The 23,477-nt window shown below is 59.7% G+C and carries 22 protein-coding genes; 9 read left to right on the top strand and 13 right to left on the bottom strand.

From position 1 onward, the window contains the following. Positions 1–189 precede the first annotated feature (189 nt). The 4 genes from NAT21_RS12360 to NAT21_RS12345 all read left to right on the top strand — a co-directional run bounded on the left by NAT21_RS12360 (position 190) and on the right by NAT21_RS12345 (position 5,103). Positions 190–636, top strand: coding sequence for a MerR family transcriptional regulator (locus NAT21_RS12360; RefSeq protein WP_250938853.1), 447 nt, complete (start codon positions 190–192; stop codon positions 634–636). Between the two features lie 3 nt (positions 637–639). Further along, positions 640–3,366, top strand: a complete 2,727-nt coding sequence (locus tag NAT21_RS12355; RefSeq protein ID WP_250938852.1) for a heavy metal translocating P-type ATPase — start codon at positions 640–642, stop codon at positions 3,364–3,366. Between the two features lie 199 nt (positions 3,367–3,565). Then, complete coding sequence (locus NAT21_RS12350) at positions 3,566–4,582, top strand: ion channel (RefSeq protein ID WP_250938851.1); 1,017 nt, start codon at positions 3,566–3,568, stop codon at positions 4,580–4,582. A gap of 92 nt (positions 4,583–4,674) precedes the next feature. After that, entirely contained in the window at positions 4,675–5,103 is a 429-nt protein-coding gene (locus tag NAT21_RS12345; RefSeq protein WP_250938850.1) for a VOC family protein, read from the top strand. Positions 5,104–5,113: 10 nt separating this feature from the next. Here NAT21_RS12345 and NAT21_RS12340 read toward each other — a convergent pair whose 3' ends face one another. The 11 genes from NAT21_RS12340 to ffh all read right to left on the bottom strand — a co-directional run bounded on the left by NAT21_RS12340 (position 5,114) and on the right by ffh (position 15,989). Continuing rightward, positions 5,114–5,722 carry a YitT family protein gene (locus NAT21_RS12340; RefSeq protein ID WP_250938849.1) on the bottom strand — a complete coding sequence of 203 codons (609 nt, stop codon included), beginning with the start codon at positions 5,720–5,722 and terminating at the stop codon, positions 5,114–5,116. 107 nt (positions 5,723–5,829) lie between these two features. Beyond that, positions 5,830–7,623 carry a single-stranded-DNA-specific exonuclease RecJ gene (gene recJ / locus NAT21_RS12335; RefSeq protein ID WP_250938848.1) on the bottom strand — a complete coding sequence of 598 codons (1,794 nt, stop codon included), beginning with the start codon at positions 7,621–7,623 and terminating at the stop codon, positions 5,830–5,832. A gap of 56 nt (positions 7,624–7,679) precedes the next feature. Further along, entirely contained in the window at positions 7,680–9,068 is a 1,389-nt protein-coding gene (gene thrC, locus NAT21_RS12330; protein WP_250938847.1) for a threonine synthase, read from the bottom strand. 49 nt (positions 9,069–9,117) lie between these two features. Next, positions 9,118–10,446: a homoserine dehydrogenase gene (locus NAT21_RS12325; protein ID WP_250938845.1), complete on the bottom strand. Its 1,329-nt coding sequence runs from the start codon at positions 10,444–10,446 to the stop codon at positions 9,118–9,120. Between the two features lie 108 nt (positions 10,447–10,554). Next, complete coding sequence (locus NAT21_RS12320) at positions 10,555–11,286, bottom strand: DsbC family protein (RefSeq protein WP_250938843.1); 732 nt, start codon at positions 11,284–11,286, stop codon at positions 10,555–10,557. Between the two features lie 3 nt (positions 11,287–11,289). Further along, positions 11,290–12,186: a site-specific tyrosine recombinase XerD gene (gene xerD / locus NAT21_RS12315; RefSeq protein ID WP_250938841.1), complete on the bottom strand. Its 897-nt coding sequence runs from the start codon at positions 12,184–12,186 to the stop codon at positions 11,290–11,292. A gap of 96 nt (positions 12,187–12,282) precedes the next feature. Next, positions 12,283–12,639, bottom strand: a complete 357-nt coding sequence (rplS, locus tag NAT21_RS12310) for a 50S ribosomal protein L19 (RefSeq protein WP_250938839.1) — start codon at positions 12,637–12,639, stop codon at positions 12,283–12,285. A gap of 153 nt (positions 12,640–12,792) precedes the next feature. Continuing rightward, positions 12,793–13,578 carry a tRNA (guanosine(37)-N1)-methyltransferase TrmD gene (gene trmD, locus NAT21_RS12305; protein WP_250938838.1) on the bottom strand — a complete coding sequence of 262 codons (786 nt, stop codon included), beginning with the start codon at positions 13,576–13,578 and terminating at the stop codon, positions 12,793–12,795. 36 nt (positions 13,579–13,614) lie between these two features. After that, positions 13,615–14,154: a ribosome maturation factor RimM gene (gene rimM / locus NAT21_RS12300; RefSeq protein WP_265896637.1), complete on the bottom strand. Its 540-nt coding sequence runs from the start codon at positions 14,152–14,154 to the stop codon at positions 13,615–13,617. 16 nt (positions 14,155–14,170) lie between these two features. Then, positions 14,171–14,431, bottom strand: a complete 261-nt coding sequence (gene rpsP / locus NAT21_RS12295; RefSeq protein WP_250938836.1) for a 30S ribosomal protein S16 — start codon at positions 14,429–14,431, stop codon at positions 14,171–14,173. A gap of 157 nt (positions 14,432–14,588) precedes the next feature. Next, positions 14,589–15,989 carry a signal recognition particle protein gene (ffh, locus tag NAT21_RS12290; RefSeq protein ID WP_250938835.1) on the bottom strand — a complete coding sequence of 467 codons (1,401 nt, stop codon included), beginning with the start codon at positions 15,987–15,989 and terminating at the stop codon, positions 14,589–14,591. Between the two features lie 245 nt (positions 15,990–16,234). Between ffh and NAT21_RS12285 the strand changes: the two genes are divergently transcribed. The 5 genes from NAT21_RS12285 to NAT21_RS12265 all read left to right on the top strand — a co-directional run bounded on the left by NAT21_RS12285 (position 16,235) and on the right by NAT21_RS12265 (position 20,866). Then, positions 16,235–17,038: a cytochrome C assembly family protein gene (locus NAT21_RS12285; RefSeq protein ID WP_250938834.1), complete on the top strand. Its 804-nt coding sequence runs from the start codon at positions 16,235–16,237 to the stop codon at positions 17,036–17,038. Positions 17,039–17,118: 80 nt separating this feature from the next. Beyond that, positions 17,119–18,402, top strand: a complete 1,284-nt coding sequence (locus NAT21_RS12280; protein WP_250938833.1) for an HlyC/CorC family transporter — start codon at positions 17,119–17,121, stop codon at positions 18,400–18,402. 80 nt (positions 18,403–18,482) lie between these two features. Further along, the gene (locus NAT21_RS12275; protein ID WP_250938832.1) at positions 18,483–18,854 is read left to right on the top strand and encodes a PepSY domain-containing protein; all 372 of its coding nucleotides are present in this window, start codon (positions 18,483–18,485) and stop codon (positions 18,852–18,854) included. A 3-nt stretch (positions 18,855–18,857) separates the two neighbouring features. Next, complete coding sequence (locus tag NAT21_RS12270; protein WP_250938831.1) at positions 18,858–19,535, top strand: response regulator transcription factor; 678 nt, start codon at positions 18,858–18,860, stop codon at positions 19,533–19,535. Then, on the top strand, positions 19,532–20,866 hold the full coding sequence (locus tag NAT21_RS12265) for a sensor histidine kinase (protein WP_250938829.1): 1,335 nt from the start codon (positions 19,532–19,534) through the stop codon (positions 20,864–20,866). The genes NAT21_RS12270 and NAT21_RS12265 overlap by 4 nt, the downstream gene beginning before the upstream one ends. A gap of 18 nt (positions 20,867–20,884) precedes the next feature. Here NAT21_RS12265 and NAT21_RS12260 read toward each other — a convergent pair whose 3' ends face one another. Continuing rightward, the gene (locus NAT21_RS12260) at positions 20,885–22,783 is read right to left on the bottom strand and encodes an MFS transporter (protein WP_250938827.1); all 1,899 of its coding nucleotides are present in this window, start codon (positions 22,781–22,783) and stop codon (positions 20,885–20,887) included. Further along, on the bottom strand, positions 22,780–23,394 hold the full coding sequence (locus tag NAT21_RS12255) for a TetR/AcrR family transcriptional regulator (RefSeq protein ID WP_250938826.1): 615 nt from the start codon (positions 23,392–23,394) through the stop codon (positions 22,780–22,782). Before NAT21_RS12255 ends, NAT21_RS12260 begins: the two co-directional genes overlap by 4 nt. Between the last annotated feature and the right edge of the window lie 83 nt (positions 23,395–23,477).

Here is a 23,477-nt window from a genome sequence, read left to right as displayed (position 1 = left end):
AAACGATCGTTTGATCCCCTTCACCCTTACCGTTGTGTAAGAACCTGACTCACTGGTCAATCCCGACCTTGGCCGCACGACCAAGGTCGGGGCTGTTAAAGAGAGCCGGAAGCCCTCTGCTCACATCGCTTGACCCTTGTGTTACACCAGGGTTTTACACTGCAGGTCATGACAGACAGTGAGGCCCCCATGAGAAAAGTCAGCGAACTGGCCAGCGCCGCCGGCGTGACGGCCGAAACCGTACGGCACTATACCCGAGAAGGCTTAATAAGCTCTAACCGAAACCCGCATAATGGCTATCAGCTTTATGATGAGCAGGCCCTGCGTCGGCTGCGCTTCATTCAGCAGGCGCGTACGCTGGGCTTCAGTCTTCGTGAGATTCGCGACATCCTGGCCCATACCGAGCACGGCGATTCGCCCTGCCCGATGGTGCGAGACCTGCTCGCTGCGCGGCTTCCGCAAATACGTGAGGAAATTCATCAGCTTCAGCAGCTGGCCGATCGCATGGAGCAGGCGCTGGCAACCTGGTCAGCCATGCCGGATGCCGCCCCGGACGGACACACCCTGTGCCGTCTTATCGAACACTGGGAGCCCCCGGCAGCCACTATCGAACAGCCAGGCGCGGACAAGGAGTAACTCATGCCGACCGAACACCCCGCAACGCTGCACCTGAGCCTGGACGGCCTGTCCTGTGGTGGCTGTGTCAACAAGACCCGCAGGGCGCTGGAAGCGCTGGACGCCGATGCCGACATCACCATTGATCGTACATCGCTGATCATGGTGACTGACCAGCGCGCCGATACCGTCATCGATGCCATTGGTGCTGTCGGCTTTACGGCCACACCGGCGACCCGGTACCGCCATATCAGCGCCATGTCCTGTCAGGGCTGCGTGTCAAACATGCGTCGGGCCATTGCCGAGGTGGATCCGCATGCACAGGTGGGAGGTGACCCGTCCAACAAGGCCCTGCAGGTTCAGACCACGCTGGGCGATGACGCACTGGACAACCTTCTGAAGGAGGCAGGATTCCCCCCCTCCGCCAGCCCGATGAAGGAGACGGAGAGCGCAACCGAGGGTGAGTGTTCTCCGGTACCTGCAGAAGCGCTCTCGACTGACCAGGCGCCGACCGGTCGGATAAAAACCATCGAACTGGCCCTGAGCGGCATCACCTGCGCCGGCTGCGTCGCTACCATCCAGACCGTACTGGAGCATACGCCCGGCGTTGATCAGGCCAGCGTCAACTTCGCCAACCGCAGTGCCCGGGTGAAAGGCCGAGTGGATGCCAAAGCCCTGATTGCTGCCATCGAACAGGCCGGTTATGGCGCCAGTGCGGTCGAGAATGCCGAGGCGCTGGACGCCACACAGCGCGACAACGCCAAACGGGAATGGCGCCGCAAGTGCCGTGACAGTGCCCTCGCGCTGGTACCCGGCGCGTTGCTGATGGGATTGATGTTTTTCCACCACCCGCATCTGGCAGGCTCCGAACGTCTGGTCTGGCTGGGCGTCGGCGTCCTGGTACTGGGCGTCATGGTCACCGCCGGGCGCGGCTTCTTCAGTGCGGCCTTCAAGGCAGTACGTCACCACCAGGCCAACATGGATCTGCTGGTCGCCCTGGGCAGTCTGGCCGCATGGATCTATTCGATGGCCGTGGTGCTGGCCCCGACCCTGTTCCCTGTCATGGCCAAACACCTCTATTTTGAAGCGCCACTGATGATCATCGGCCTGATCAGTGCAGGCCAGGCACTCGAGGTACGCTCACGAGGGCGCACGTCCGAGGCCCTGCGGGCCCTGCTCGATCTGCGCCCTCCGACGGCGCGGCGTATTACCGACGGACAGGACGAGGATGTCGATGTCGAGGACGTGCAGCGCGGTGACCAGCTGCGGGTTCGACCCGGCGAGCGGATTCCCGTCGACGGCACGGTCGAGGAAGGCGAAAGCCGGGTCGATGAATCCATGCTGACCGGTGAGCCTATGCCCGTCATCAAACGGCCCGGCGACACCCTCAGTGCCGGCACCGTCAATGATCAGGGCACGCTGGTCTATACCGCCACCAGCGTCGGTCAGGACACCACCCTGGCTCGCATCATTCACCAGGTACGCGATGCCCAGAATTCACGACCACCCATCAGCCGGCTGGCCGACCGGGTGGCCGCAGTCTTCGTCCCGGCGGTCATGATCATTGCCGTGATCGCCGCGCTGGTGTGGTTCAACCTGGGGCCTGACCCACGCATCATGCACATGCTGATCGTAGCCACGTCGGTGCTGATCATTGCCTGCCCCTGCGCCCTGGGCCTTGCCACGCCGCTGTCGGTCATGATCGGGGTCGGCAAGGGCGCCGGACTGGGGGTACTTATCCGCGATGGTGATGCACTGCAGACAGCCAGTCGGCTGACCACCCTGATCATCGACAAGACAGGCACACTGACCTGTGGCACGCCTACGGTGCAGCACCAGTGGCATGCGTCAGAGACAGAAGCAGCGACCATGTCACCAGTCGTCAAGGCACTGGAGCAGCGCTCCGAACACCCGCTCGCCGGTGCATTGCTGGCCATGGACGGCATGTCTTCCTGTCAGGCGGCGCCCTTGACCGACGTGCGCTCGATGACAGCGCGGGGCATGGAAGGGCGTGATGCACAGCAGCAATGGTGGCGCATCGGCAACCGCACCCTGATGACCGAGCATCAGGTGGATCTTTCCGCGGCCGATGCCCCGCTGGCAGACTGGGCGTCTGGTGCCCCTACGGTACTGTACCTCGCCCGAGGCCGGCAGCTGATGGCGCTGTATGCCATCCGCGACCCGCTGCGCGATGATGCACTGTCCGCCGTGCAGCGCCTCAAGGCCGAAGGACTGCACCTGGTCATGCTGACCGGCGATAACGCGACCACGGCCGCCGCCGTCGCCGCGGAGCTGGGCATTGATGATTACCGGGGGGACTGCCGTCCGGAAGACAAGCAACAGGCAGTGCGCGACCACCAGAATAAAAGGGCCGTGGTCGGCATGGTCGGTGATGGCATCAACGATGCCCCCGCGCTGGCGCTGGCCGATGTCGGATTTGCTGTCGGTACCGGTACGGATGTCGCACTGCAGTCAGCCGGAATCACCCTGATGCGGGACAGCCTGCACGGCGTGGTGGATGCCATCGCCCTGAGCCGTGCCACGCTCACCAATATCCGGCAAAACCTGTGGGGCGCGTTTGGCTATAATGCACTGGGGATTCCGCTGGCCGCTGGCGTACTGTACCCGTTGACTCATCAGCTGCTCTCGCCCATGGCGGCAGCGCTGGCCATGTCACTGTCTTCGGTGACGGTCGTGGCCAATGCCAGCCGGCTGCGGCATTTTCATCCTTCAACCACCGGGGAGGCGTGAATGGACATGATCATCAACCTGATCGGGCTGTTTGTCGTGGCGCTGATCATTGGCTGGTTCTGGGGCCGCTTCAAGCGCTGAGTGGTTCTGTAAAACCGGCACATGGCCTGACCTGTCCTGCCCGGATGAGTATACTCATCCGGGCATTCCACCTCCGATGATGCCCGGCCACCCCCCGACACAGGAACGCCCTTCTGCCATGCCCTTTCTTGCCCTGATTCGAAAGTGTTCCCAGTTACTGGTTTATCGTTTCAGCTGGGGCAGCCTGCTGCTGGGCGTGATCATTCACTGTGCCGTGGGCTATGAAGGCCTCGTGTTCTTCGATGAAAAGGCGCTGCTGGCGCCGATGACCTATCTGTATTTTTACCTGACCACTACGCTGACGGTCGGCTATGGCGATCTGCTGCCGGTCACCGAAGGCGGCCGGCTGTTTACCGCCCTGTGGCTGATGCTGGGCGGCATTACGCTGTTGACCGTGGTGATCGGCAAGCTTACCAACCTGTTTGTTGCTCTGTGGAGAAAAGGCATGAAGGGAAAACACAGCTATGCGCACCGCGAAGCGCATACGGTACTGATCGGCTGGGACCCTGCCACCAGCGAGCGCATCATCGATCTGCTGCTGAAGGACGATACGTCCAGTGATGAGGCCATCGTGCTGTGTGACAACACCCTCGACGAGAACCCGTTACCGGGCAAGGCGGGCTTTGTACACGGCGAACAGCTGACCTCCAGAGCCCTGCTTGAGCGAGCCGGGGTCAGTACCGCCGAGCGGATCCTGATTCATACCGGCAATGACGATGTCACCCTGGCCGTTGTCCTGTCGGTGCATGCCCTGGAACCGCAGGGGCACGTGGTTGCCCATTTCAACGACCCGGAAACCGCGCGGCTGGCTCGTCTGTATGCACCAGCGCTGGAGTGCACCTCCTCCATGTCGGTCGAGATGCTGGTAAGGGCATCCCAGGACCCGGGATCGTCATCGGTGATTACCGAACTGCTGGCCGTGGATCAGGGGGCCACCCAGTATCGTACCCACCTGCCAACCACCATGACAGGCCGACTGGGCGACCTGTACCAGCGCATGAAGGAAGAGCACAACGCCATTTTGATCGGTTATATGCCGGAAGATGGCACCACGCTGCTGCTGAATCCCCATGGTGATACCCATGTCGAGGGTGGTGAAATCTTCTACATTGCCAATGAGCGCATCACGTTCTAGACATTGCCTGAACGCTGTCGCACTCATCTGACCGTAACGGCCCACCAGCTCACCACGGCCTTGCTTGTAACCGACCGCAGGAGGCGATCGCCATGACTCATTGCGCACCCGCCCTTGGCCATGTTCTGGAAAGCGTGCTCTATACCCGGGACATGGCCAGCGCCCGAACCTTTTTCGAAACCGTGATGGGGCTGACGCCCTTCAGGGCCGATGAGCGCTTTACCAGCTACCCGACGGGCAACACCATGCTGCTGCTGTTCCAGCAGGGGCTGACGGAGGAGACCGTCCATCTGCCGAATGACATGGGCACCATCCCGCCCCACGATGGCACCGGCAGAACGCATCTGGGCCTGGCCATTGCCCAGGACGATCTCCCGGCTTGGGAAGCCCACCTGGCAGCCCATGACATTGATATCGAGGGACGCTCCCACTGGCCGGGCAACAGCGAAAGCCTTTATTTTCGCGACCCTGACGGCCACTTGCTGGAGCTGGTGACGCCGGGACTCTGGCCCAATTACTGAGCCAGACCTCTCAGCTCTCGCCCCTATAGCGTTCCGGGCGATGGTTGATCAGCACAATGGCATTAAGCACTACGGCCCCGACCACCGAATAAGCGACCTTGTCGAGCGGCAATACAAACAGCGCCGCCACCATCAGGCTGATATCGATCACCAACTGGATATGCCCTGCCCGGGCGATATGCCGATCCTGAAGGTAAAGTGCCAGAATATTGATCCCCCCCAGACTGCCCCGATGGCGAAACAGTGCCAGGATGCCCAGGCCAATCAGACAACCGCCCACCAGTGCAGCGTATAGCGGATGAATGTGCGAGAGCCCTATCCAGCCAGGCATCCACATGGAAAACAGCGACAACAACCCGATCGCCATAAAGGTCTTGAAGGTAAAGGCCAGCCCCATGCGCCTGAACGCCAGCCAGTAAAACGGAATATTGACGACAAAGAAGATCGGGCCGAACCCCCACCCGGTGATGTAACTGACAAGCAGCGCCAGGCCTGCCGTACTACCGATCAGAATCTGGGCATCGCTGTAAAACTGAATACCCAGTGAAGTCAGGCTCACGCCTATTAAAATCGCCAGCGCGTCTTCCCACGGACGATGGTGAAGCGTGGAATCAATCATCGAACCATCCTTTTGTTGTTATGCCACATGAATGGTGGCTGCAGGCGGACAGCGCTTGTGGCACTGCCGCCAACAAAAGGTAATCCCCCGACTCGCCCCTGTCGAGATCAGGCCGGTTCGAGGTGTTCGATCATCAACTGCAGGCTTTCACGCCCACGATAACGGTTACGGGAAAGCTTGAAGGCGCAACGCACCTGGTCGCCCTCGCTGATCGGCGAAGGGTCGCCGGGATCAACAGCCCGAAACCAGATGGCCCTGGTAAGCTGTCGACCGGCTTCCAGAGTCAGCATCAGGTGATTGCCTTCACTGCCGACCAGACGCGCCATATCCACCTGAAAGACGCCCTCGAACAGGGGCGGGTCAAATTCACGTCCATAGGGCGCCAGGGCTTCCAGCTCATCCAGCAGTGCAAGCCCCATGCATGAGGCATCCAGCTCACCATCGGTCAAAAGCAGCGGGTAAAGTTCGCGCTCCCCCAGTTGTTCCTCGATGGCCTGCGCAATCGCCGCCTCAAAGGCGCTCAACTGCTCACGGGCAAGCCCGATGCCTGCCGCGCCGCCATGACCACCGAACCGGGGCAGTGCGTCAGGCGCCAGCGCAAAGGCCCGCTGCAGCGCATCGCGCAGATGTACTCCTTCCACTGACCGGCCGGAGCCGGTCAACATGCCGTCCTCCTCCGCCGGCGTAAGCACAAAGGTCGGTCGCCCCCAGGCCTGCACCAGTCGCGAAGCCACGATGCCCTGTACCCCCGGATGCCCCTGCTCAAGGAAGGTCACCAGCACACGGGCACCTGCCATCAGGGCCGGTTGCACCTGCGCACGCGCCGTTTCCACCATGGTCTGTTCAATGGCCTTGCGAGCCTGATTGTCCTGATCCAGCAGGTCCAGATAGCGCCGGGCTACCGTATCGTTGTCAGCCAGCATGAAATGAAGCGCTGCGTAGGGATCATCCAGCCGGGAGCGGGCATTGATGCGGGGCCCCATCTGAAATGCCAGGGTTTCGGCATCAAACGGTGTGCTGTCAGCCCCGAGGCGTTCGGCCATCATCCGCCAGCAGGGGGCACCCATACGGTTGATCAGCGAAAGCCCCTGGGTGACCACCGCACGATTGATGGCACTGTCGCCCAGCGATACGCAGTCCGCCACGGTGCCCAGCGCCACATAGGAAAGCCAGGGCGACAGCTTGGGTGTGTCACTGCCCAGAATGCCCTGCTCGATCAGCACGGCCCGGGCCAGCGACATCAGCAGCCACGAGACCATGCAACCTGCAATGGTGGCATCGGGGTAGCTGCAGTCGGACCGTGAGGGATTGACTACCGCCAGCGCCGAAGGCGGCGGCCCTTCCACCGGCAGTGCGTGGTGATCAGTAACAACTACATCGATACCCGCCCTGGCCAGTTGAGCAATGCGAGGCTCATCGGAAGAGCCGCAGTCAGCGCTGATGACCAGACCTGGACGAGGCGACAGGGCCAGCGTTCTTTCCACCAGCGGCTGACTGATGCCGTACCCGTCATGTATGCGATGCCCGATCAGGCTATGCAGCCGCTCGCGTGGCACACCAAACAGCTCATTCAGGGTGCGCAGGATCACGACATGGGAAGTAATACCATCGACATCATAATCGGTCAGGATGCCGATATGCTCACCGGCACTGACAGCCTGTGCTATGCGCTCGGCAGCCAGGCGTGCATCACGCAGTTTTTCAGGATGATGAATGTACTTGAGGCCAGGACGTACCAGCGCCTCGATCGGCGCCCGTGGCGACGACAATCGCCCCGCCAGCACTCGGGCCTGAAGCTCGGTAAGACCGGCAGACAAGGCCTGCTGATACAGGTCGGGATGGCAGGTTCGACGTTTCAGTTGGCGTGCCAGCGTTACCACCGGCGTTTGTGCATCGCTCATGGCAGCATCACATCAGACACGGGATAAAGGCCGCCCTGACGGGCGGCCGGGAAAGGTCAGTGGCGGTGTTCTGCCACATAGGCCTGAACGGCGGACAGCTCCGCCGGGAGCACGGCATACTGCTCTTCACGCTCCAGCAGGTCAGCCATGGATGGCGGCAGCGCCGCGCCATCAAAACCGGCCTTGACAATGGCATCCTCGAACTTGGCCGGATGGGCGGTTGCAAGGGTGATCATTGGCGTGGTCTGGTCAGCGCGAGCCTTCTCGGCGGCGTAGAACCCGGTTGCGGTATGTGGGTCGAGCAACTCACCGGTCCGCGCGAACGCATCCTTAATGACCTCAATGATGCCGTCATCGCTCAGGCTGGCACTGGCAAACTGCGCTCGCAGTCGCGCCAGTGGCGCCTCCGCGAGTACGGCAGGCTCCTGCTGAAACTGCTCCAGCAATGCCCGGACCTGGTCACCGTCACGATCATAGGCGTCAAACAGCAGCCGCTCGAAGTTGGACGACACCACGATATCCATCGACGGTGCCAGCGTGGCCAGCAGCTCCTTTTTGGAAAAGTCATTGCTGGCAAGCGTGCGGTGCAAGATGTCATTGGCATTGGTGGCAATGACAAACTGCCTGACCGGTAGCCCCATCTGGCTGGCAGTAAAGCCGGCATAGAGGTTACCGAAATTGGCCGAGGGCACCGTGAAGCTGACCTCACGATGGGGCGCCCCCAGATTCACGGCGGCATACACGTAGTACACGATCTGCGCCATGATCCGGGCCCAGTTGATCGAGTTGACCGCAATCAACCGCGTACCGTTCAAAAACTGCTGGTCTGCAAAGCTGCCCTTGACGATGGCCTGGGCATCATCGAAGTTACCTTCGATGGCTACATTGAACACGTTATCCGACAGCACGGTCGTCATCTGCCGACGCTGGACTTCCGACACCCGCTGATAGGGATGCAGAATAAAGATATCCAGGTGATCACTGTGGCGACAGCCTTCAATGGCGGCCGACCCCGTATCACCGGACGTCGCCCCCATGATGACGCCCTTCTCGTTGCGCCGGGTCAGGAAGTGGTCCAGCAGACGACCGAGCAGCTGCAGGGCAACATCCTTGAAGGCCAGCGTCGGCCCGTGAAACAGCTCCAGCAGATAGTGGTTTGGTCCAAGTTGAACACTCGGAACGACCGCATCGTGCTTGAAGGTGGCATAGCTGTCTTCGATCAGGCCACGGAAGGTGGCATCATCGATGCTGTCACCCACGAATGGCTTCATTACCCGAAAGGCCACTTCGCTGTAGGGCTTTCCGGCCATGTCGGCCAGCTCATCATGGCTGAACCGGGGTAGCGTCTTCGGCACGTACAGGCCGCCATCACTGGCAAGTCCGGTCAACAGCACGTCTTCAAAGTCGAGTTCCGGGGCAGCGCCCCGGGTACTGATATAGCGCATCGCTCTTCTCACAGAATCATGTGCCGACCCCGGCACAAGGCAAGCCTGTTCAGGCGTTATCGTCGAGGTTTTCAACACGAATACGAGTGACGGAGCCGGCCACGTCCGCCAGGGACTCCAGCTGGCGAATGGCCTCGTTCATGCTGGATTCACGTGTGCGGTGAGTCAGCATGATGATGGGCACCAACTCGCCTTCAGTGGCTTCCTTCTGGGTCAGGGCTTCAATGCTGATGCCCTGCTCTGAAAGAATCGTCGCCACGCGAGCCAGCACGCCTGGCCGGTCGACCGCCATCAGGCGCAGGTAATAAGCCGTGACGATGTTTTCCATCGGCAGCACCTGAGGTGCCTGGTCGCTCTGCTCGATGATCCCGCTGAACGCCAGATAGGGCGTGCGGTACTTGTGCTCGGTGACCATGTCTCGCGCCACGTCCAGAAGATCCGCCACCACGGCAGACGCGGTCGGTTCAGCACCGGCCCCCGCTCCGTAATACAGCGTGGGGCCCACGGCATCGCCCATGATCTCGATGGCATTCTTGACGCCATGCACATTGGCCAGCAGACGCTGCTTTGGAATCAGCGTCGGGTGCACACGCAGCTCAATGCCCTCATCGGTCCGGCAGGAAATGCCCAGATGCTTGATCACATAACCAAGGTTATCGGCCTGCTCGATGTCTTCCGAGGTAATACGGCTGATACCTTCGGTATAGGCCTTTTCGAACTGCAGCGGCACGCCGTAGGCGATCGAGGCCAGGATGGTCAGCTTGTGGGCCGCATCGATTCCTTCCACATCAAAGGTCGGATCTGCTTCCGCGTATCCCAGCGCCTGAGCTTCCGCCAGCACATCGTTGAAGTCACGTCCTTCATCACGCATGTGCGTCAGGATGTAGTTGCCCGTGCCGTTGATGATGCCCGCCAGCCATTGGATACGGTTACCGCCAAGCCCCTCGCGCAATGACTTGATCACCGGAATGCCGCCGGCAACCGCCGCCTCGAAGGCAACCATGACACCCTTCTCGGCCGCCGCCTGAAATATTTCGTTACCATGCACGGCGATCAGGGCCTTGTTGGCCGTTACTACATGCTTGCCGTTGCTGATGGCTTCAAGTACCAGTTCACGCGCGGTGTCATAGCCGCCGATCAGCTCGACCACGACATCGATGTCCGGGTTTCTGACCACCTCGAAAATATCGTTCGTGACGTTGATACCAGCCAGGTCACAGGCCGGGTTGTCACGACGTGCAGCCACCTGCTGGATGACAATCGGACGCCCGGCACGACGCGCGATATCGTCAGCGTTGCGTGTCAGAACATTGAAGGTGCCGCCACCTACGGTACCCAGCCCACAGATACCTACCTTTACCGGTTCAAGCGTTGTCATGGTTTCACTACCCAGCCAAGTCGAATAAAGATCATCTCGATCTGCGAAAAAAGAGCCCAAGTGTAACGTCATTGGGCACGGCAATGAATGCCGGGCCCGCTGAAAGGCTCAGCGCTTTTCGAGCATTTGAATCAAACGCTGCGCCGGCAGATAGCCGGCAATCATCTGGCCATCCGGCAATACAATGGCCGGAGTCCCCTGAATCCCGATCTGCTGACCCAGCTGATACTGTGCCGCTACCGTGCTGTCACAACGAGTACGTCCCCGTTTGGCGTCCCCTTTCATGGCCGCCGTCATGGCCTCACTGCGGTTCTTGCTGCACCACACGCCGGCCAGCTCCTCGGCTCCCCTGGACCCCATGCCGGCGCGAGGAAAGGCCAGATAGCGCACTTCGATACCGGCCTTGTTAAGGGCGGGCACATCATCGTGCAGCTTGTGGCAATACGGGCAGGTCGTGTCCGTAAATACCGTCAATACGTGCCTGACCTTGCCGGCAGGCCGAAAGATCACCATGTCCTGCTCGCTGACCTGATCCATCTGCGCCTTGCGCTTCTCATTGCGCTGCTGCTCGGACAGATTGACCAGCCCACCCTCGGTATTTTCGTAGAGATCCCCCACCAGCAGATAGCGCCCCTTGTCATCGGTATAGAAGGTTTCTCCGGACGCGAGGTGTACTTCATTGATCCCCGGAAGCGGGGTGCTGGCCACGGATTGAACCGGCATTTTCTGACCATTGACGACCAGGTTGTCCAGCAGGGCCTGATCATCGGCCATGGCGGCGCTGGAAAGGACACTTGCACAGGAGGCCAGCGCCAGAACGGCACATATTCGACTTAACATTCATCAACCTCTTGGATGGTGCATGGCATGCAGTGCTTCAAGGCGAGCCTGCGCCACGTGGGTATAAATCTGGGTTGTCGACAAGTCGCTGTGACCCAGTAGCTCCTGTACGACACGCAGATTGGCCCCATGATTCAATAAATGGGTCGCAAAGGCATGACGCAGGGTGTGGGGCGACAGGGGCTTGTGAACCCCGGCCACCATAGCGTGATGCTTGATACGATGCCAGAAGGTCTGCCGCGTCATGAAGCCATCACGCCGACCCGGGAACAAAGGCTCGCGCGTAATGGATGCCATCAACAGTGGACGGCCGTTGCGCATGTATACGTCCAGCCACTCAAGCGCTGTCTCGCCCATCGGTACCAGCCGCTCGCGATCCCCCTTGCCCAGCACACGCACAACCCCCTGACGCGGATTGACATCACTGACGCGCAGGCCAACCAGTTCGCTGACACGCAGTCCGCAGGCATAAAGCACTTCCAGCATCGCGCGGTCCCGCAACCCCAGCGCGGTATCGGTGTCCGGCGCGTCCAGAAGGGCATCAACATCAGCCTCATCCAGTGTACCCGGGAGATCCGGCCGGACCCGCGGCAGGCTGATGCGAGCAACCGGATCATGGATAATCATCGCCTCTCGCACGTTCCAGCGATAAAACCGGCGCAGGCTCGACAGAAGCCGAGCATTGGATCGGTCGCTGTAACCGGCCGCCACCCGCTCGCTGAAAAAGGCCTCGGCATCGTCCTGCTGCGCCGTCAGCGGGCGAACGCCATGCGCTTCGGCAAAGCGCAGCCAGTGGCGCAGATCCGTGCGATAGGCCGACAGCGTATGGGGGCTGGCACCACGCTCAAGCCACAGCGCATCCAGAAAGGTATCCACCAGCTGCTCACCGGATGGCGACATGTCGTTTCCCCTGAAAATGAAAAGGCCCCGCGGCAATCATGCCAGCGGGGCCTGCTGTGAGCTACCCCTGGGGCAGCCCATCGCCTTGAGTGGCGATCAGGACAGCTTTTCCTTGATACGTGCAGACTTGCCGCTACGCTCACGAAGGTAGTACAGCTTGGCCTGACGAACGTCACCGCGACGTTTGACGGCAAGGCTGTCAACCAGCGGGCTGTAAGTCTGGAAGGTACGCTCGACGCCTACACCGTGGGAAATCTTGCGCACGGTGAAAGCGGAGTTCAGACCGCGGTTACGCTTGCCGATGACGACACCTTCAAAGGCCTGCAGACGCTCGCGAGTACCTTCAACAACCTTGACCTGCACCACAACCGTATCACCCGGGCCGAACGAAGGAATTTCCTTGTTCATCTGCTCGTTTTCGATTGCCTGGATCACCTTGTTCTTGCTACTCATGACACACTCCTGATATTCATTGGTGTTCACCCCTCTTCAAGCGGTGAACGCTGATCCCGGCGCTCGAAAACGCGGGAGTCACATTGTGGATGACGCATCCTGTCAGGCATCTGCCGCCCACACTCGCACCGCGCAAATCACGTACTGCGGGTACTATGAGGATGCACCGCCGTCGCCGGGAGCGACGTAGTCCTTTTTGAACGCTTCAAGAAGATCATGTTCCTCCTTGTCGAGCGTCCGTCCTTCGAGCAATTCCGGCCGTCTCAGCCAGGTTCTACCCAGCGACTGCTTGAGCCGCCAGCGCCTGATTTCGCCGTGATGGCCACTGAGAAGCACGTCCGGCACCTGCCGACCATCAATGGCTTCCGGCCGGGTATAGTGCGGACAATCCAGCAGTCCATCGGTGAAGGAGTCCTCTTCGGCAGAGCCCTGATGCCCAAGCACCCCGGGAACCAGTCGCGCCACCGCGTCGAGAAGTACCATGGCCGGCAGCTCACCACCGCTCAGCACATAATCTCCTACAGACCACTCTTCATCGATATCGGCCTCGATGACTCGCTCATCGATACCTTCATACCGTCCTGCCACCAGAATCAGTTTCGAGTGACGCGCAAGCGCCTGAACCCCCTGCTGATCCAGCCGGCGCCCCTGGGGCGATAGATAGATCACACGGGCAGGACGATCGTCCTCGCTCGATACCTGTTCTGCTGCCCGCCGAGCCTCGTGTATGGCCGAGCGGAGGGTATCCACCTTCATCAGCATGCCAGGACCGCCCCCATAGGGCCTGTCGTCCACGGTGCGATGTCGGTCCGTGGCGTAATCCCTCGGGTTCCAGGTCGCCAGCTCGATCAGCCCGCGTTCCACGGCCCGTCCCGTGACGCCATAACGCGTAAGCGCGTCAAACATCTCGGGAAACAGGGATACCACACCTACCCACACAGGATATTCTGCCTTCCAGCGACGCCATAACGCATGTTAAAACTCCGGATCCCAGTCGACGGTCAGTTCGCCGCGGTCGAGATCAACGTCGGTTACAACATTGCTGATATACGGCAGCAATCGCTCGCGCCTGTCGATACTGTCGTCACTCCCCTTGACCACCATGACATCATTGGCACCGGTTTCGAACAAGTGATCGATCCGTCCAAGTGTCTGGCCATCAACGGTGACAACGCGCAGACCTTCAAGCTGATACCAGTAAAGCTCGTTCGCATTCAGAGGAGCCAGCTGCTCGGTCGGTAACCGGATTTCGGCGCCGGCGAGTGCCTCGGCATCATCACGCGAATCAACACCCTCGAGAAACACCACGAGACCCTTGCCCTGCGGGCGGCCCTGAAGCACACGCATGGTGCGCGTCTGGCCCTGAGTCACGACAAGCCATTCGGGATAACCGAAAATGCCCTCGATGGGATTGGTGTATGAATACACCTTCAAGCCACCCTTGACGCCATGAGGACTGGTCAGCGCACCAAGCAGCACACTGTCCTGCGTCGAGGGACGCGTACGGGACGTCATCGGGTCAGCCATCGTCTCAGGCCTCGACAGCCTGGGCCTTGCGTGCTTCCTTGACCAGCTCGCTGACGCGTTCGGTCAACTGGGCACCCTGGCTCTGCCAGAATTCAACGCGCTCAACGTCAAGACGCAGACGCTCTTCCTGGCCGCGGGCAACCGGGTTGAAAAAGCCGAGGCGCTCGATAAAGCGGCCGTCACGGGCACGACGAGAGTCGGTGACCGCTACGTGATAAAACGGACGCTTCTTGGCGCCACCACGGGCTAAACGAATCGTTACCATCGTTAATGTCCTTTGGGTTGGTATCAATCAGAGCCTTGGCAAGCTCCGGGTGAATAGTCACGTGCCCGCATAATGCGGGCACGTTTGTTTGAAGACGCGGTATTCTACGGGAAAGTTCAATGATTGGGAACCACTTACCCTGTCCCTGACCGAAGGCCTACCTCCCGGGAAAACCACCCGGTCCGCCACCCATCGGGCCGCCCGGGCCGCCACCGCCCATCATGGAGCTCATGCCACGCATCATCTTCTGCATGCCGCCCTTCTTGCCCATCTTCTTCATCATCTTCTGCATCTGCTTGTGCTGCTTCAAAAGACGATTGAGATCGGCCACCTGGGTTCCGGACCCGGCGCAGATACGACGCTTGCGAGACCCATTGATCAGTTCCGGCTTGCGACGCTCCTTCTGGGTCATGGAGTTGATCATCGACTCGAGCTTGCCGAACTCCTTCTCGCTGGCCTGCCCCTTGGCCATGTCGGCCATCTGCCCCATCCCCGGCAGCTTGTCCAGCAGGTTGCCCATGCCGCCCATCTGCTTGAGCTGCTGAAGCTGGTCGCGGAAATCTTCCAGATCAAAGCTCTGCCCTTTCTTGATCTTGCGGCTGAGCTGATCGGCCTTGGAACGATCAACCTTGCGCTCGGCCTCCTCGATCAGGCTGAGCACATCGCCCATGCCCAGAATGCGCGAAGCAATACGATCCGGGTAGAACGGCTCGAGGGCGTCGGTTTTCTCGCCCATGCCCAGAAACTTGATAGGCTTGCCGGTAATATGACGCACCGACAGGGCCGCACCGCCACGGGCATCCCCGTCGACCTTGGTCAGAATGACACCGGTCAGCGGCAGCGCCTCATGGAACGCCCTGGCCGTATTCGCCGCATCCTGCCCGGTCATGGCATCGACGACAAACAGCGTTTCCTGCGGCGACAGGGCGCGGTGAAGCTCCTGAATTTCGCCCATCATCACGTCATCGACGTGAAGACGGCCCGCCGTATCCACCAGCACAACATCATGAAACTTGATGCCGGCATGCTTGATCGCCGCATTGGCGATATCCACCGGTTTCTGACTGCTGTGAGACGGGAAGAACTCGACCCCCACCTCGGAGGCCAGCATTTCAAGCTGATCGATCGCCGCAGGACGATAGACATCCGCCGATACCACCAGCACCTTTTTCTTCTCGCGTTCCCGTAGGTACTTGGCCAGCTTGGCAACCGAGGTGGTCTTGCCCGCCCCCTGCAGACCCGCCATCAGGATCACCGCCGGCTCGCTGCGCCCGAAATCCAGTGGCACATTGGCCTCGCCCATGATCGATTCCAGCTCCTGCTGAACGATCTTGACGAACTGCTGGCCCGGCGACAGGCTCTTGGAAACTTCCTGGCCAACGGCACGTTCACGCACCTGATCGATGAACGCCTTGACCACCGGCAGGGCAACATCCGCCTCCAGCAGCGCACGTCGCACCTCTCGCAGCGTGTCCTTGATATTGTCTTCAGTCAGCTTCGCCTGTCCGGAAATGGACCTGAGCGTGTGCGACAGGCGATCTGTCAAACTGTCAAACATAAGCCTCTCCGGCAAAACGGCGCCTGACGGGAAGCCTCCCGGGCGCGGTGTCATGGGCATTTGACAACGGATTATACGCACAAGAGGCCCGTGCCTCCATGGGTTGGCGCTGCACCGAACGAATTTACCCGACTGCGACGTCATGGCCAGGCCATCGGATGCCACCACAGACAGCTTTACGGTATAGTGGTCAAAACAAGTCCACCCCGAATCATGCACGACCATTCAAGGAGATGACGCTCTTCATGCAGGCACTGCCCTTTGCCTTCGCGGCCATCTTGCTGTATCTCGCTGCCGGTCTGTGGCAGGCCATGGCCCTGGCGCGCCGAGTTGAACCTCGCCCGGCACCGGTACAGTGGCTGGGCGGCACCGCAGCCCTGTGTCACGGCGTCATCGTTTACCTGACCATTCACGCGGCGACGGGATTCAACCTGGGCCTGTCGGAAAGCGCATCGCTGGCCTGCTGGATCATTACGCTCCTGTTGATCGTGGTCAGCTTCTTCAAGCCCATCCTGGCTGCCTCGGCCATTCTGTTTCCGATTGCCGCCGTCTCTGTCACGGCCGTTATCGGCCTGCCGGGCAACACCGTGGAAAGCGGATTCAGCCCCGGCCTGATCATCCACATTGCTACCTCCATGCTGGCCTATGGACTGCTGAGCATTGCGGCCGTGGTCTCCATTCTGCTGGCATTTCAGCAACATGCGCTCAAGCATCATCATCTACGGGGCATCATCCAGGTTCTGCCTCCCCTGGTACGCATGGAGCGGTTGCTGTTCGAGCTTATCAGCTGGGGAATGGTCTTCCTGACCGGTGCCATCATCAGCGGCTTTATCTTTCTGGATAATCTGTTTGCCCAGCACCTGGCCCACAAGACCGTCCTGTCGATTGCCGCATGGATCATTTTCGGCATTCTTCTGTGGGGCCATCATTATCGTGGCTGGCGAGGTCAGCGCGCCGTTCGCTGGACCCTTACCGGAAGCGTCTCACTGCTGCTGGCCTACCTCGGCAGCAAACTGGCACTGACCCTGATCTACCACTCTACCTTTTGATGGGCAGCCCCCCGTGCCTTGACACCGGCGCAGCAAATCCCTACAACCATCTCTGGCTTTATATCGAGGATTATTGAATTTTGAGCAACGACACATCGTTGTGGGTGATGTTTGTCCTGCTGGGACTACTGATTGCCCTGTCAGCCTTCTTCTCGAGTTCCGAGACCGGCATGATGTCCATCAACCGGTATCGCCTGAGCCACCTCGAAAAGGCCGGTGACAAGCGCGCCAAGCGCGTACTGCGTCTGCTTGCCCGTCCGGACCGCCTGATAGGTGTCATCCTGATCGGCAATAATTTCGTCAACAATCTGGCAGCCTCGATTGCCACCATCATCGCGATCCATTTCTTTGGTGATGTTTCCGGTCCGGCCATTTCCACGGCAGCCCTGACGCTGGTAGTACTGATTTTTGCCGAAGTGACGCCCAAGACCATGGCTGCAGTAAAGCCCGAGCGCATCGCCTTCCCCGCCTCGGTAATTCTTGAGCCCCTGCTGAAGTTCATGTATCCGCTGGTCTGGCTGGTCAACGGCATCTCGAACGGCCTGTTACGCATGGTTGGCATCAAGGATGTTTCAGGCGGCGCTTCCAGTTTAACGCGAGATGAACTCAGAACCGTGGTGCACGAGGCCGGCACGCTGATTCCCCGCCGCCACCAGTCCATGCTGATCTCGATTCTTGATCTGGAAAACGTCACCGTCAACGACATCATGGTGCCTCGCCACGAGATTGTCGGCCTGGACTTGGACAGCCCCATAGACAGCCTGCTGGCTGACATCCGGGCCAGCCAGCACACGCGGCTCCCGGTCTACAAGGGTGATATCAACAATATCATCGGTATTCTTCACCTGCGCAATGCTGCGCGCTTTCTGTCCAAGCCGGAAGTCACCAAGGCTGCCATCGTTCAGGAAGCCCGCGAACCCTACTTCATTCCCGAATCCACCCCGCTCCACACGCAACTGCTCAACTTTCAGCAGCAAAAGCGGCGCATCGGTATCGTGGTAGACGAGTACGGCGACATTCAGGGGCTGGCAACACTCGAAGACATTCTCGAAGAGATCGTGGGAGAATTTACCACCGACGTCTCGGGCACCCATCAGGACATACACCTGCAAAATGACGGCAGCTATGTCATTGACGGTACAGCCAATATTCGTGAGGTGAACAAGGTGCTCGGCTGGCAGCTTCCCACGGATGGCCCAAAAACCCTCAACGGACTGATTCTCGAACACCTGGAGTCCTTTCCCGATGCTGCAGCCTGCCTCCAGATCGGCACGTCCCGGATGGAAATTCTGGACGTCAAGGACAACCTGATCACTGCAGCGCGCTGCTGGCAGGCTACCGTACGTCGCCCCATTCGTGACTAGAGGGCCGACACAAGGGCTGTTTCAGGTTGAAGTGGCGCGAATACAGTAGTCTTTGAGCCTTTGACGCGACGGAGAGCACCATGACTCTCGCCTACCATTGGCCGGCTGCTGCCGCAGGGATGCGGGCCATAAGGCACCCTGCCACTTTCCTGTGGATCGGCGGGCCGTGCCTGGTCCTGGTATGCCTGATGGCCATGACCCAGCCGTGCCAGGCTGATCTCTCCCAGGATGATGTGCTTCGCCTGACCCGCTCGGGCCATATCATTGAATTTCCAGCCATACTGGAGAAGGCACGACGCCATCACAGCGGTAAATTGCTGGAGGCCGAGCTTGAAAAGGAACATGACCGCTATATCTATGAAATTGATATTCTTGATGACCAGGGCACAGTCTGGGAATTGAAATTCGATGCGGTCACAGGTGATTACATTACCGCCAGCGAGGAAAAATAAGTTATGCGGTTGCTACTGGTTGAGGACAATGTCCCGCTTGCCGATGAGCTCAACGCGCTGTTCAGCAGAAACGGCTACGCCGTGGACTGGTATACCGATGGCCGCGACGCTGCCACCATGGCGGTCAAGGAACCCTACGATGTCATCGTACTGGACCTGGGGCTCCCGGGCCGACCCGGCCTGAGCCTGCTTGAAGAATGGCGTGAAGCCGGTCTGGATATCCCCATCCTGATTCTGACGGCTCGCTCAAGCTGGAGCGAACGTATTACCGGCCTTCGCGCCGGTGCAGACGATTACCTGCCGAAGCCGTTTCATCCGGATGAATTGATTCTGCGTCTGCAGGCACTGGTTCGGCGCCGTCATGGCCAGCGCCCCTCTCCGACGCTGGCTGTCGCAGGTGTAACTCTGGATGAAAACAGCCAGACAGCAATGCGCGACAGCGAAGGCAAGGCCGTCAGTCTGACCCGCGCCGAATTTGCGATCATGCGCTACCTGATGCACCACCCCGAACACGTTATTCCCAAGGATCGGCTGCTGGATCACCTGTACGACAGCGAGCATGACCGCAATCCCAACGTGGTCGAAGTCCACATCAACCACCTTCGCCAGAAACTGGGCCGCAGCATCATCGTGACCCAACGTGGCCAGGGCTATCGATTTGGTGGCGACAGCACGACATGATGTCGCTGACCCGACGGCTGGACATGGGGCTGTTGCTGGCCAGCCTGGTCGTCATGCTGTTGCTGGCCCAGGGCAGCGTGCTGCTGTTTGACTACGCAACGCGCGATTATCTGGGGGAGCGACTACAGGAGGATGCTGAAAGCCTGATCGCCAACCCCCAGCTTGAAAACAGCCCACAGCGCCTTGATCCGGATACACTGCGAGCATCCTTTAATCGCGTATATTCCGGTCACTACTTTCTTATCCAGATTGACGACCTGCCGCCCATTCGCTCCCGTTCGCTGTGGGACTTTCAGATCAAGCCCCATAGCCAGGGCCTGTCCCACGGACTGGAGCCCGGTCCGGAAGACCAGAAACTACTGGTATGGACAGGTCAGTACCACCGTGGCACTCATGAAATCCAGGTCACGACTGCGCTTGACTATACCCCGGTAACCTACCGGCTATTCTGGCTTCGCTGGTCCATCTGGGGGCTCGGCGGGGCCATGGCAGGGCTTCTGGTATTGATTCAGCGTCGTGTGATCCGGCTTGGCCTCAAGCCACTTGACCGCCTGCAGCAGGAACTGGCCCAGCTTCACGAAGGCGAACGCATGGCCCTTGAAACACCCATGCCCGCTGAAATATCTCCGGTCGTTACCGAGCTCAACCATCAGCTCGGACGCATCGAGCAGGTGCTCAACCGCTCACGCGATGGCATTGCCAATCTGGGGCACGCCCTCAAGACACCGCTGGCCGTGATGGAAGCCCTGCTTTCCAGGGAAGAACTCAATCAGCATCCTGATATCAAGAAGGGCCTGCAGCACCGGCTGGATGATATCCATCGACTGGTCGAGCGTGAGCTACAGCGAGCACGTCTTGATACCAGTGAGGTATCACCGGCCGCACGCTTTCGCCCGGAACACGATTTGCCGCCACTGCTGGATACCCTGCGTGAAATTCATGGTCCCAGGATTCGCTTTCTCTGTCTGGGGGACAAGCCTGCCTCTCTTCCGTGGGACAGGGATGAACTACTGGAAGTGCTGGGCAACCTGCTTGATAACGCCGGCAAGTGGGCAGCCAGTCAGGCTCGCCTCACGCTTCATGCCGAAGAACATGCCATGCGCCTGCAGGTTGATGATGATGGCCCAGGGATAGCCATCGAACATCGAGGTGATGTGTTGAACAGGGGAACGCGCCTGGATGAGCAGGTCAGCGGGCACGGGCTGGGGCTGGGCATTGTTGAACAGATCGTTGGCCACCATGGCGGCACCCTCACCCTGGGCGAGAGCAACCTTGGCGGCCTCTCTGCAACCATCACCCTGCCCTGGCCCACCCCCAAGCTGGCAGGATAAGCCAGCCTGGTGAAGAAGCTAGTGTGGCGGTGAAAGCGGAGCGGTACTGGCGGTCAGATCGCCCTCTTCCTTCAACGCCATGACGGCATGCTGCAGGTCCAGACGGCTGGTATCCGCCGGCAAGGGCTCACCGAATCTGAGGCAGACCCGTGCACGACACCGGCTCGGCCATCCCTTGAAGGGCCGCCCCCCCTGGCGGGAAGTCCATGACCCCCACAGACCGGACAGGGCCGCCGGCACGACAGGTACCGGATCTCGCTTCAGGATCAACTCGATCCCGCGCCGAAATTCATGTACCTGGCCATCCCGGGTCAATCGACCTTCGGGAAACAGCATCACCACTTCACCATTACGCAACGCGTCGCTGATTTGATCAAGCGCTCGGCGCATCCCCTTGGGATCACGACGTTCGGATTCCACCGGAATAGCGCCGGCAATCCGAAAAAACCAATTCATCCACGGTGACTGATAGATCGGCTTGTCCATCAGAAAGCGCAGCGGACGTGAGCTGGCGCCCCCCATGACCAGTGCATCCATGAAGCTGACATGATTACACACGATCAGTGCAGCGCCCTCGGCCGGAATATGACGACGCCCGGAAAGCCTCAACCGATACCAGCAATGCACCAGCAGGAAAATGACAATGCGCATGGTGGGCCGAGGATGAAGACTGGCTACACTGACGGCAATCAACAGGGCCAGCAGGGCCAGCAATACAAACAGGGTGGATAGTGAAGCCTTGAAGACACTGAGCACCAGCACACCGAACACTGCTGCAGCAATCATGAAGACAGCATTCAGCAGGTTATTGGCAGCGATCATCCGCGCTCTCTGATCTTCCGGGCTGCGCAACTGAATCAGCGTATAAAGCGGCACGATATAAAGCCCACCTCCCACGCCCACCGTCGCCAGCTTCAAAAGCATCCACCACAACGCGGGCATGGACAACAGGGAAGCCATCGATTGTGGCGCACTGGCCAGGGGGTCTGTCATGGCAAACCCGAACCCACCCAGTGCAATCAAAAGGGCACCAATGGGTACCAGGCCGACTTCAAGGCGGCCGGCGGACAGGCGTGCACAGATCAAGGCACCCAGCCCGATACCGACGGCAAAGGCAGCCAGCAACAGACTGACAGCCGTTTCACCTCCCATGACGATCTGGCGAGTCCAGATCGGCAACTGTGTCAGATAACAGGTGCCCAGAAACCAGAACAGGCTGATGGCCACCAGGGCTGGAAAAACCCGTTTGGCACGCCAGGCGTCCTTCATGACGCGCGTTGATTCGCGAATGGGCTGCCAGCGCACCTTGTGAGATCTGACAGGAGGAGCGGAGGGAATAAGCCAGCAGGTGCCCAGCCCGATCAATGCCACGACCACCAGGCATATGGCGGCCAGCCAGTTGCCTTCCGAAGGCTCGGACAGCAGAAAGGAAGATGACAGGGTACCCAGCAAAATGGCGAGAAAGGTACCCATTTCAATCCAGGCGTTGCCACTGACCAGTTCATGTCGCCCCAGGTGCTGGGGCAAAATGGCGTACTTTACCGGGCCAAACAGCGCTGACTGCGTTCCCATCATGAACAGTAGCGCCAGTAATACTTCGAAGGCTCCGTTGATCAATGCCCAGGCAGCCCCGAGCATGGTCAACAGCTCCAGCCATTTAAGCGCAGTAATCAGGCGCCGCTTGTCCATGGCATCGGCCAGCGCACCGCCCAGTGCGGAAAACAGCAGAAAGGGAAGAATAAAGAGACCGGCTGCCAGGTTATTGACAAGACCGGCATCCCAGCCGCGCTGTGGCACGGCAACAAAGGTGACCAGCAACAACAGGACATTCTTGAACACGTTGTCGTTGAATGCACCCAGCGCCTGAGTCCAGAAAAAGGGCGCAAAGCGCCGGTGCCACATCATTTCTGCACTCACGCGCTGTCCTTGTAGCGGAGACCGCGAATGATGGTAGCCAACAACTGATCCAGCAGCTCCGTGACCTCCAGCGGCTTGCCCTGCCAATATCCCAGACGCTCGTTAAGTCCCAGCTGCACCAGCCCGTGAACACTGCCCCACAGAGAGCGGGCCATATAGTTGGCCTCGACCTGACTAAGCGTGGGCTGAATCTCCCGAAGAGTCTGCTCCACGCGGATGAACAACTGCTCGATCATGTTACTCTGGCGCTGATCAAGCTCTCCTTCCTGCGCCAGCGGATGGTCAAAAAGCAGTTGCCATCGGTACGGGTATTTCTGGGCAAACTGCCAGTAAAGGCGAGCAAGACGGTAGATGCGCTCACTTGGCGCATGATCTTCATTGTCTTCCTCGATGCCGCTTCGCAGGGCGTTGAGGGTATCGATATTGACGTATTGCAACAGATTACTGAAGCTGCCGTAGAGTTTAAGCAACGTACTCGGCGCGCACCCGACTTCTCGGGCGATGGAGCGTAACGACAGGGAGTGGATCGGCTGAGACACGAGCCACTCATCACATGCCGCCATCACTCTCGCATGCAGCTCATCCGGTGCATGCTGTCGTGGACGGGCCATTGCATTCCCCTGGTATAATTATCATCGAACAGCGTTTTCGTACAGCATATCGCGCACCGGTTTAAACGCAAGGGCTTTGTTCC

Origin of the sequence: Larsenimonas rhizosphaerae (assembly GCF_023700005.1) — a bacterium.
In the GTDB taxonomy this organism is placed as follows: domain Bacteria; phylum Pseudomonadota; class Gammaproteobacteria; order Pseudomonadales; family Halomonadaceae; genus Larsenimonas; species Larsenimonas rhizosphaerae.
Note: the sequence above shows the minus strand (reverse complement) of the source record. Positions and strands in the feature narration are given on the sequence as shown.

Coding starts and splice junctions, on each gene's coding strand:
- NAT21_RS12360 (WP_250938853.1), top strand. CDS start 190: ATGAGAAAAGTCAGCGAACTGGCCAGCGCCGCCGGCGTGACGGCCGAA.
- NAT21_RS12355 (WP_250938852.1), top strand. CDS start 640: ATGCCGACCGAACACCCCGCAACGCTGCACCTGAGCCTGGACGGCCTG.
- NAT21_RS12350 (WP_250938851.1), top strand. CDS start 3,566: ATGCCCTTTCTTGCCCTGATTCGAAAGTGTTCCCAGTTACTGGTTTAT.
- NAT21_RS12345 (WP_250938850.1), top strand. CDS start 4,675: ATGACTCATTGCGCACCCGCCCTTGGCCATGTTCTGGAAAGCGTGCTC.
- NAT21_RS12340 (WP_250938849.1), bottom strand. CDS start 5,722: ATGATTGATTCCACGCTTCACCATCGTCCGTGGGAAGACGCGCTGGCG.
- recJ (WP_250938848.1), bottom strand. CDS start 7,623: ATGAGCGATGCACAAACGCCGGTGGTAACGCTGGCACGCCAACTGAAA.
- thrC (WP_250938847.1), bottom strand. CDS start 9,068: ATGCGCTATATCAGTACCCGGGGCGCTGCCCCGGAACTCGACTTTGAA.
- NAT21_RS12325 (WP_250938845.1), bottom strand. CDS start 10,446: ATGACAACGCTTGAACCGGTAAAGGTAGGTATCTGTGGGCTGGGTACC.
- NAT21_RS12320 (WP_250938843.1), bottom strand. CDS start 11,286: ATGTTAAGTCGAATATGTGCCGTTCTGGCGCTGGCCTCCTGTGCAAGT.
- xerD (WP_250938841.1), bottom strand. CDS start 12,186: ATGTCGCCATCCGGTGAGCAGCTGGTGGATACCTTTCTGGATGCGCTG.
- rplS (WP_250938839.1), bottom strand. CDS start 12,639: ATGAGTAGCAAGAACAAGGTGATCCAGGCAATCGAAAACGAGCAGATG.
- rimM (WP_265896637.1), bottom strand. CDS start 14,154: ATGACGTCCCGTACGCGTCCCTCGACGCAGGACAGTGTGCTGCTTGGT.
- rpsP (WP_250938836.1), bottom strand. CDS start 14,431: ATGGTAACGATTCGTTTAGCCCGTGGTGGCGCCAAGAAGCGTCCGTTT.
- ffh (WP_250938835.1), bottom strand. CDS start 15,989: ATGTTTGACAGTTTGACAGATCGCCTGTCGCACACGCTCAGGTCCATT.
- NAT21_RS12285 (WP_250938834.1), top strand. CDS start 16,235: ATGCAGGCACTGCCCTTTGCCTTCGCGGCCATCTTGCTGTATCTCGCT.
- NAT21_RS12275 (WP_250938832.1), top strand. CDS start 18,483: ATGACTCTCGCCTACCATTGGCCGGCTGCTGCCGCAGGGATGCGGGCC.
- NAT21_RS12270 (WP_250938831.1), top strand. CDS start 18,858: ATGCGGTTGCTACTGGTTGAGGACAATGTCCCGCTTGCCGATGAGCTC.
- NAT21_RS12265 (WP_250938829.1), top strand. CDS start 19,532: ATGATGTCGCTGACCCGACGGCTGGACATGGGGCTGTTGCTGGCCAGC.
- NAT21_RS12255 (WP_250938826.1), bottom strand. CDS start 23,394: ATGGCCCGTCCACGACAGCATGCACCGGATGAGCTGCATGCGAGAGTG.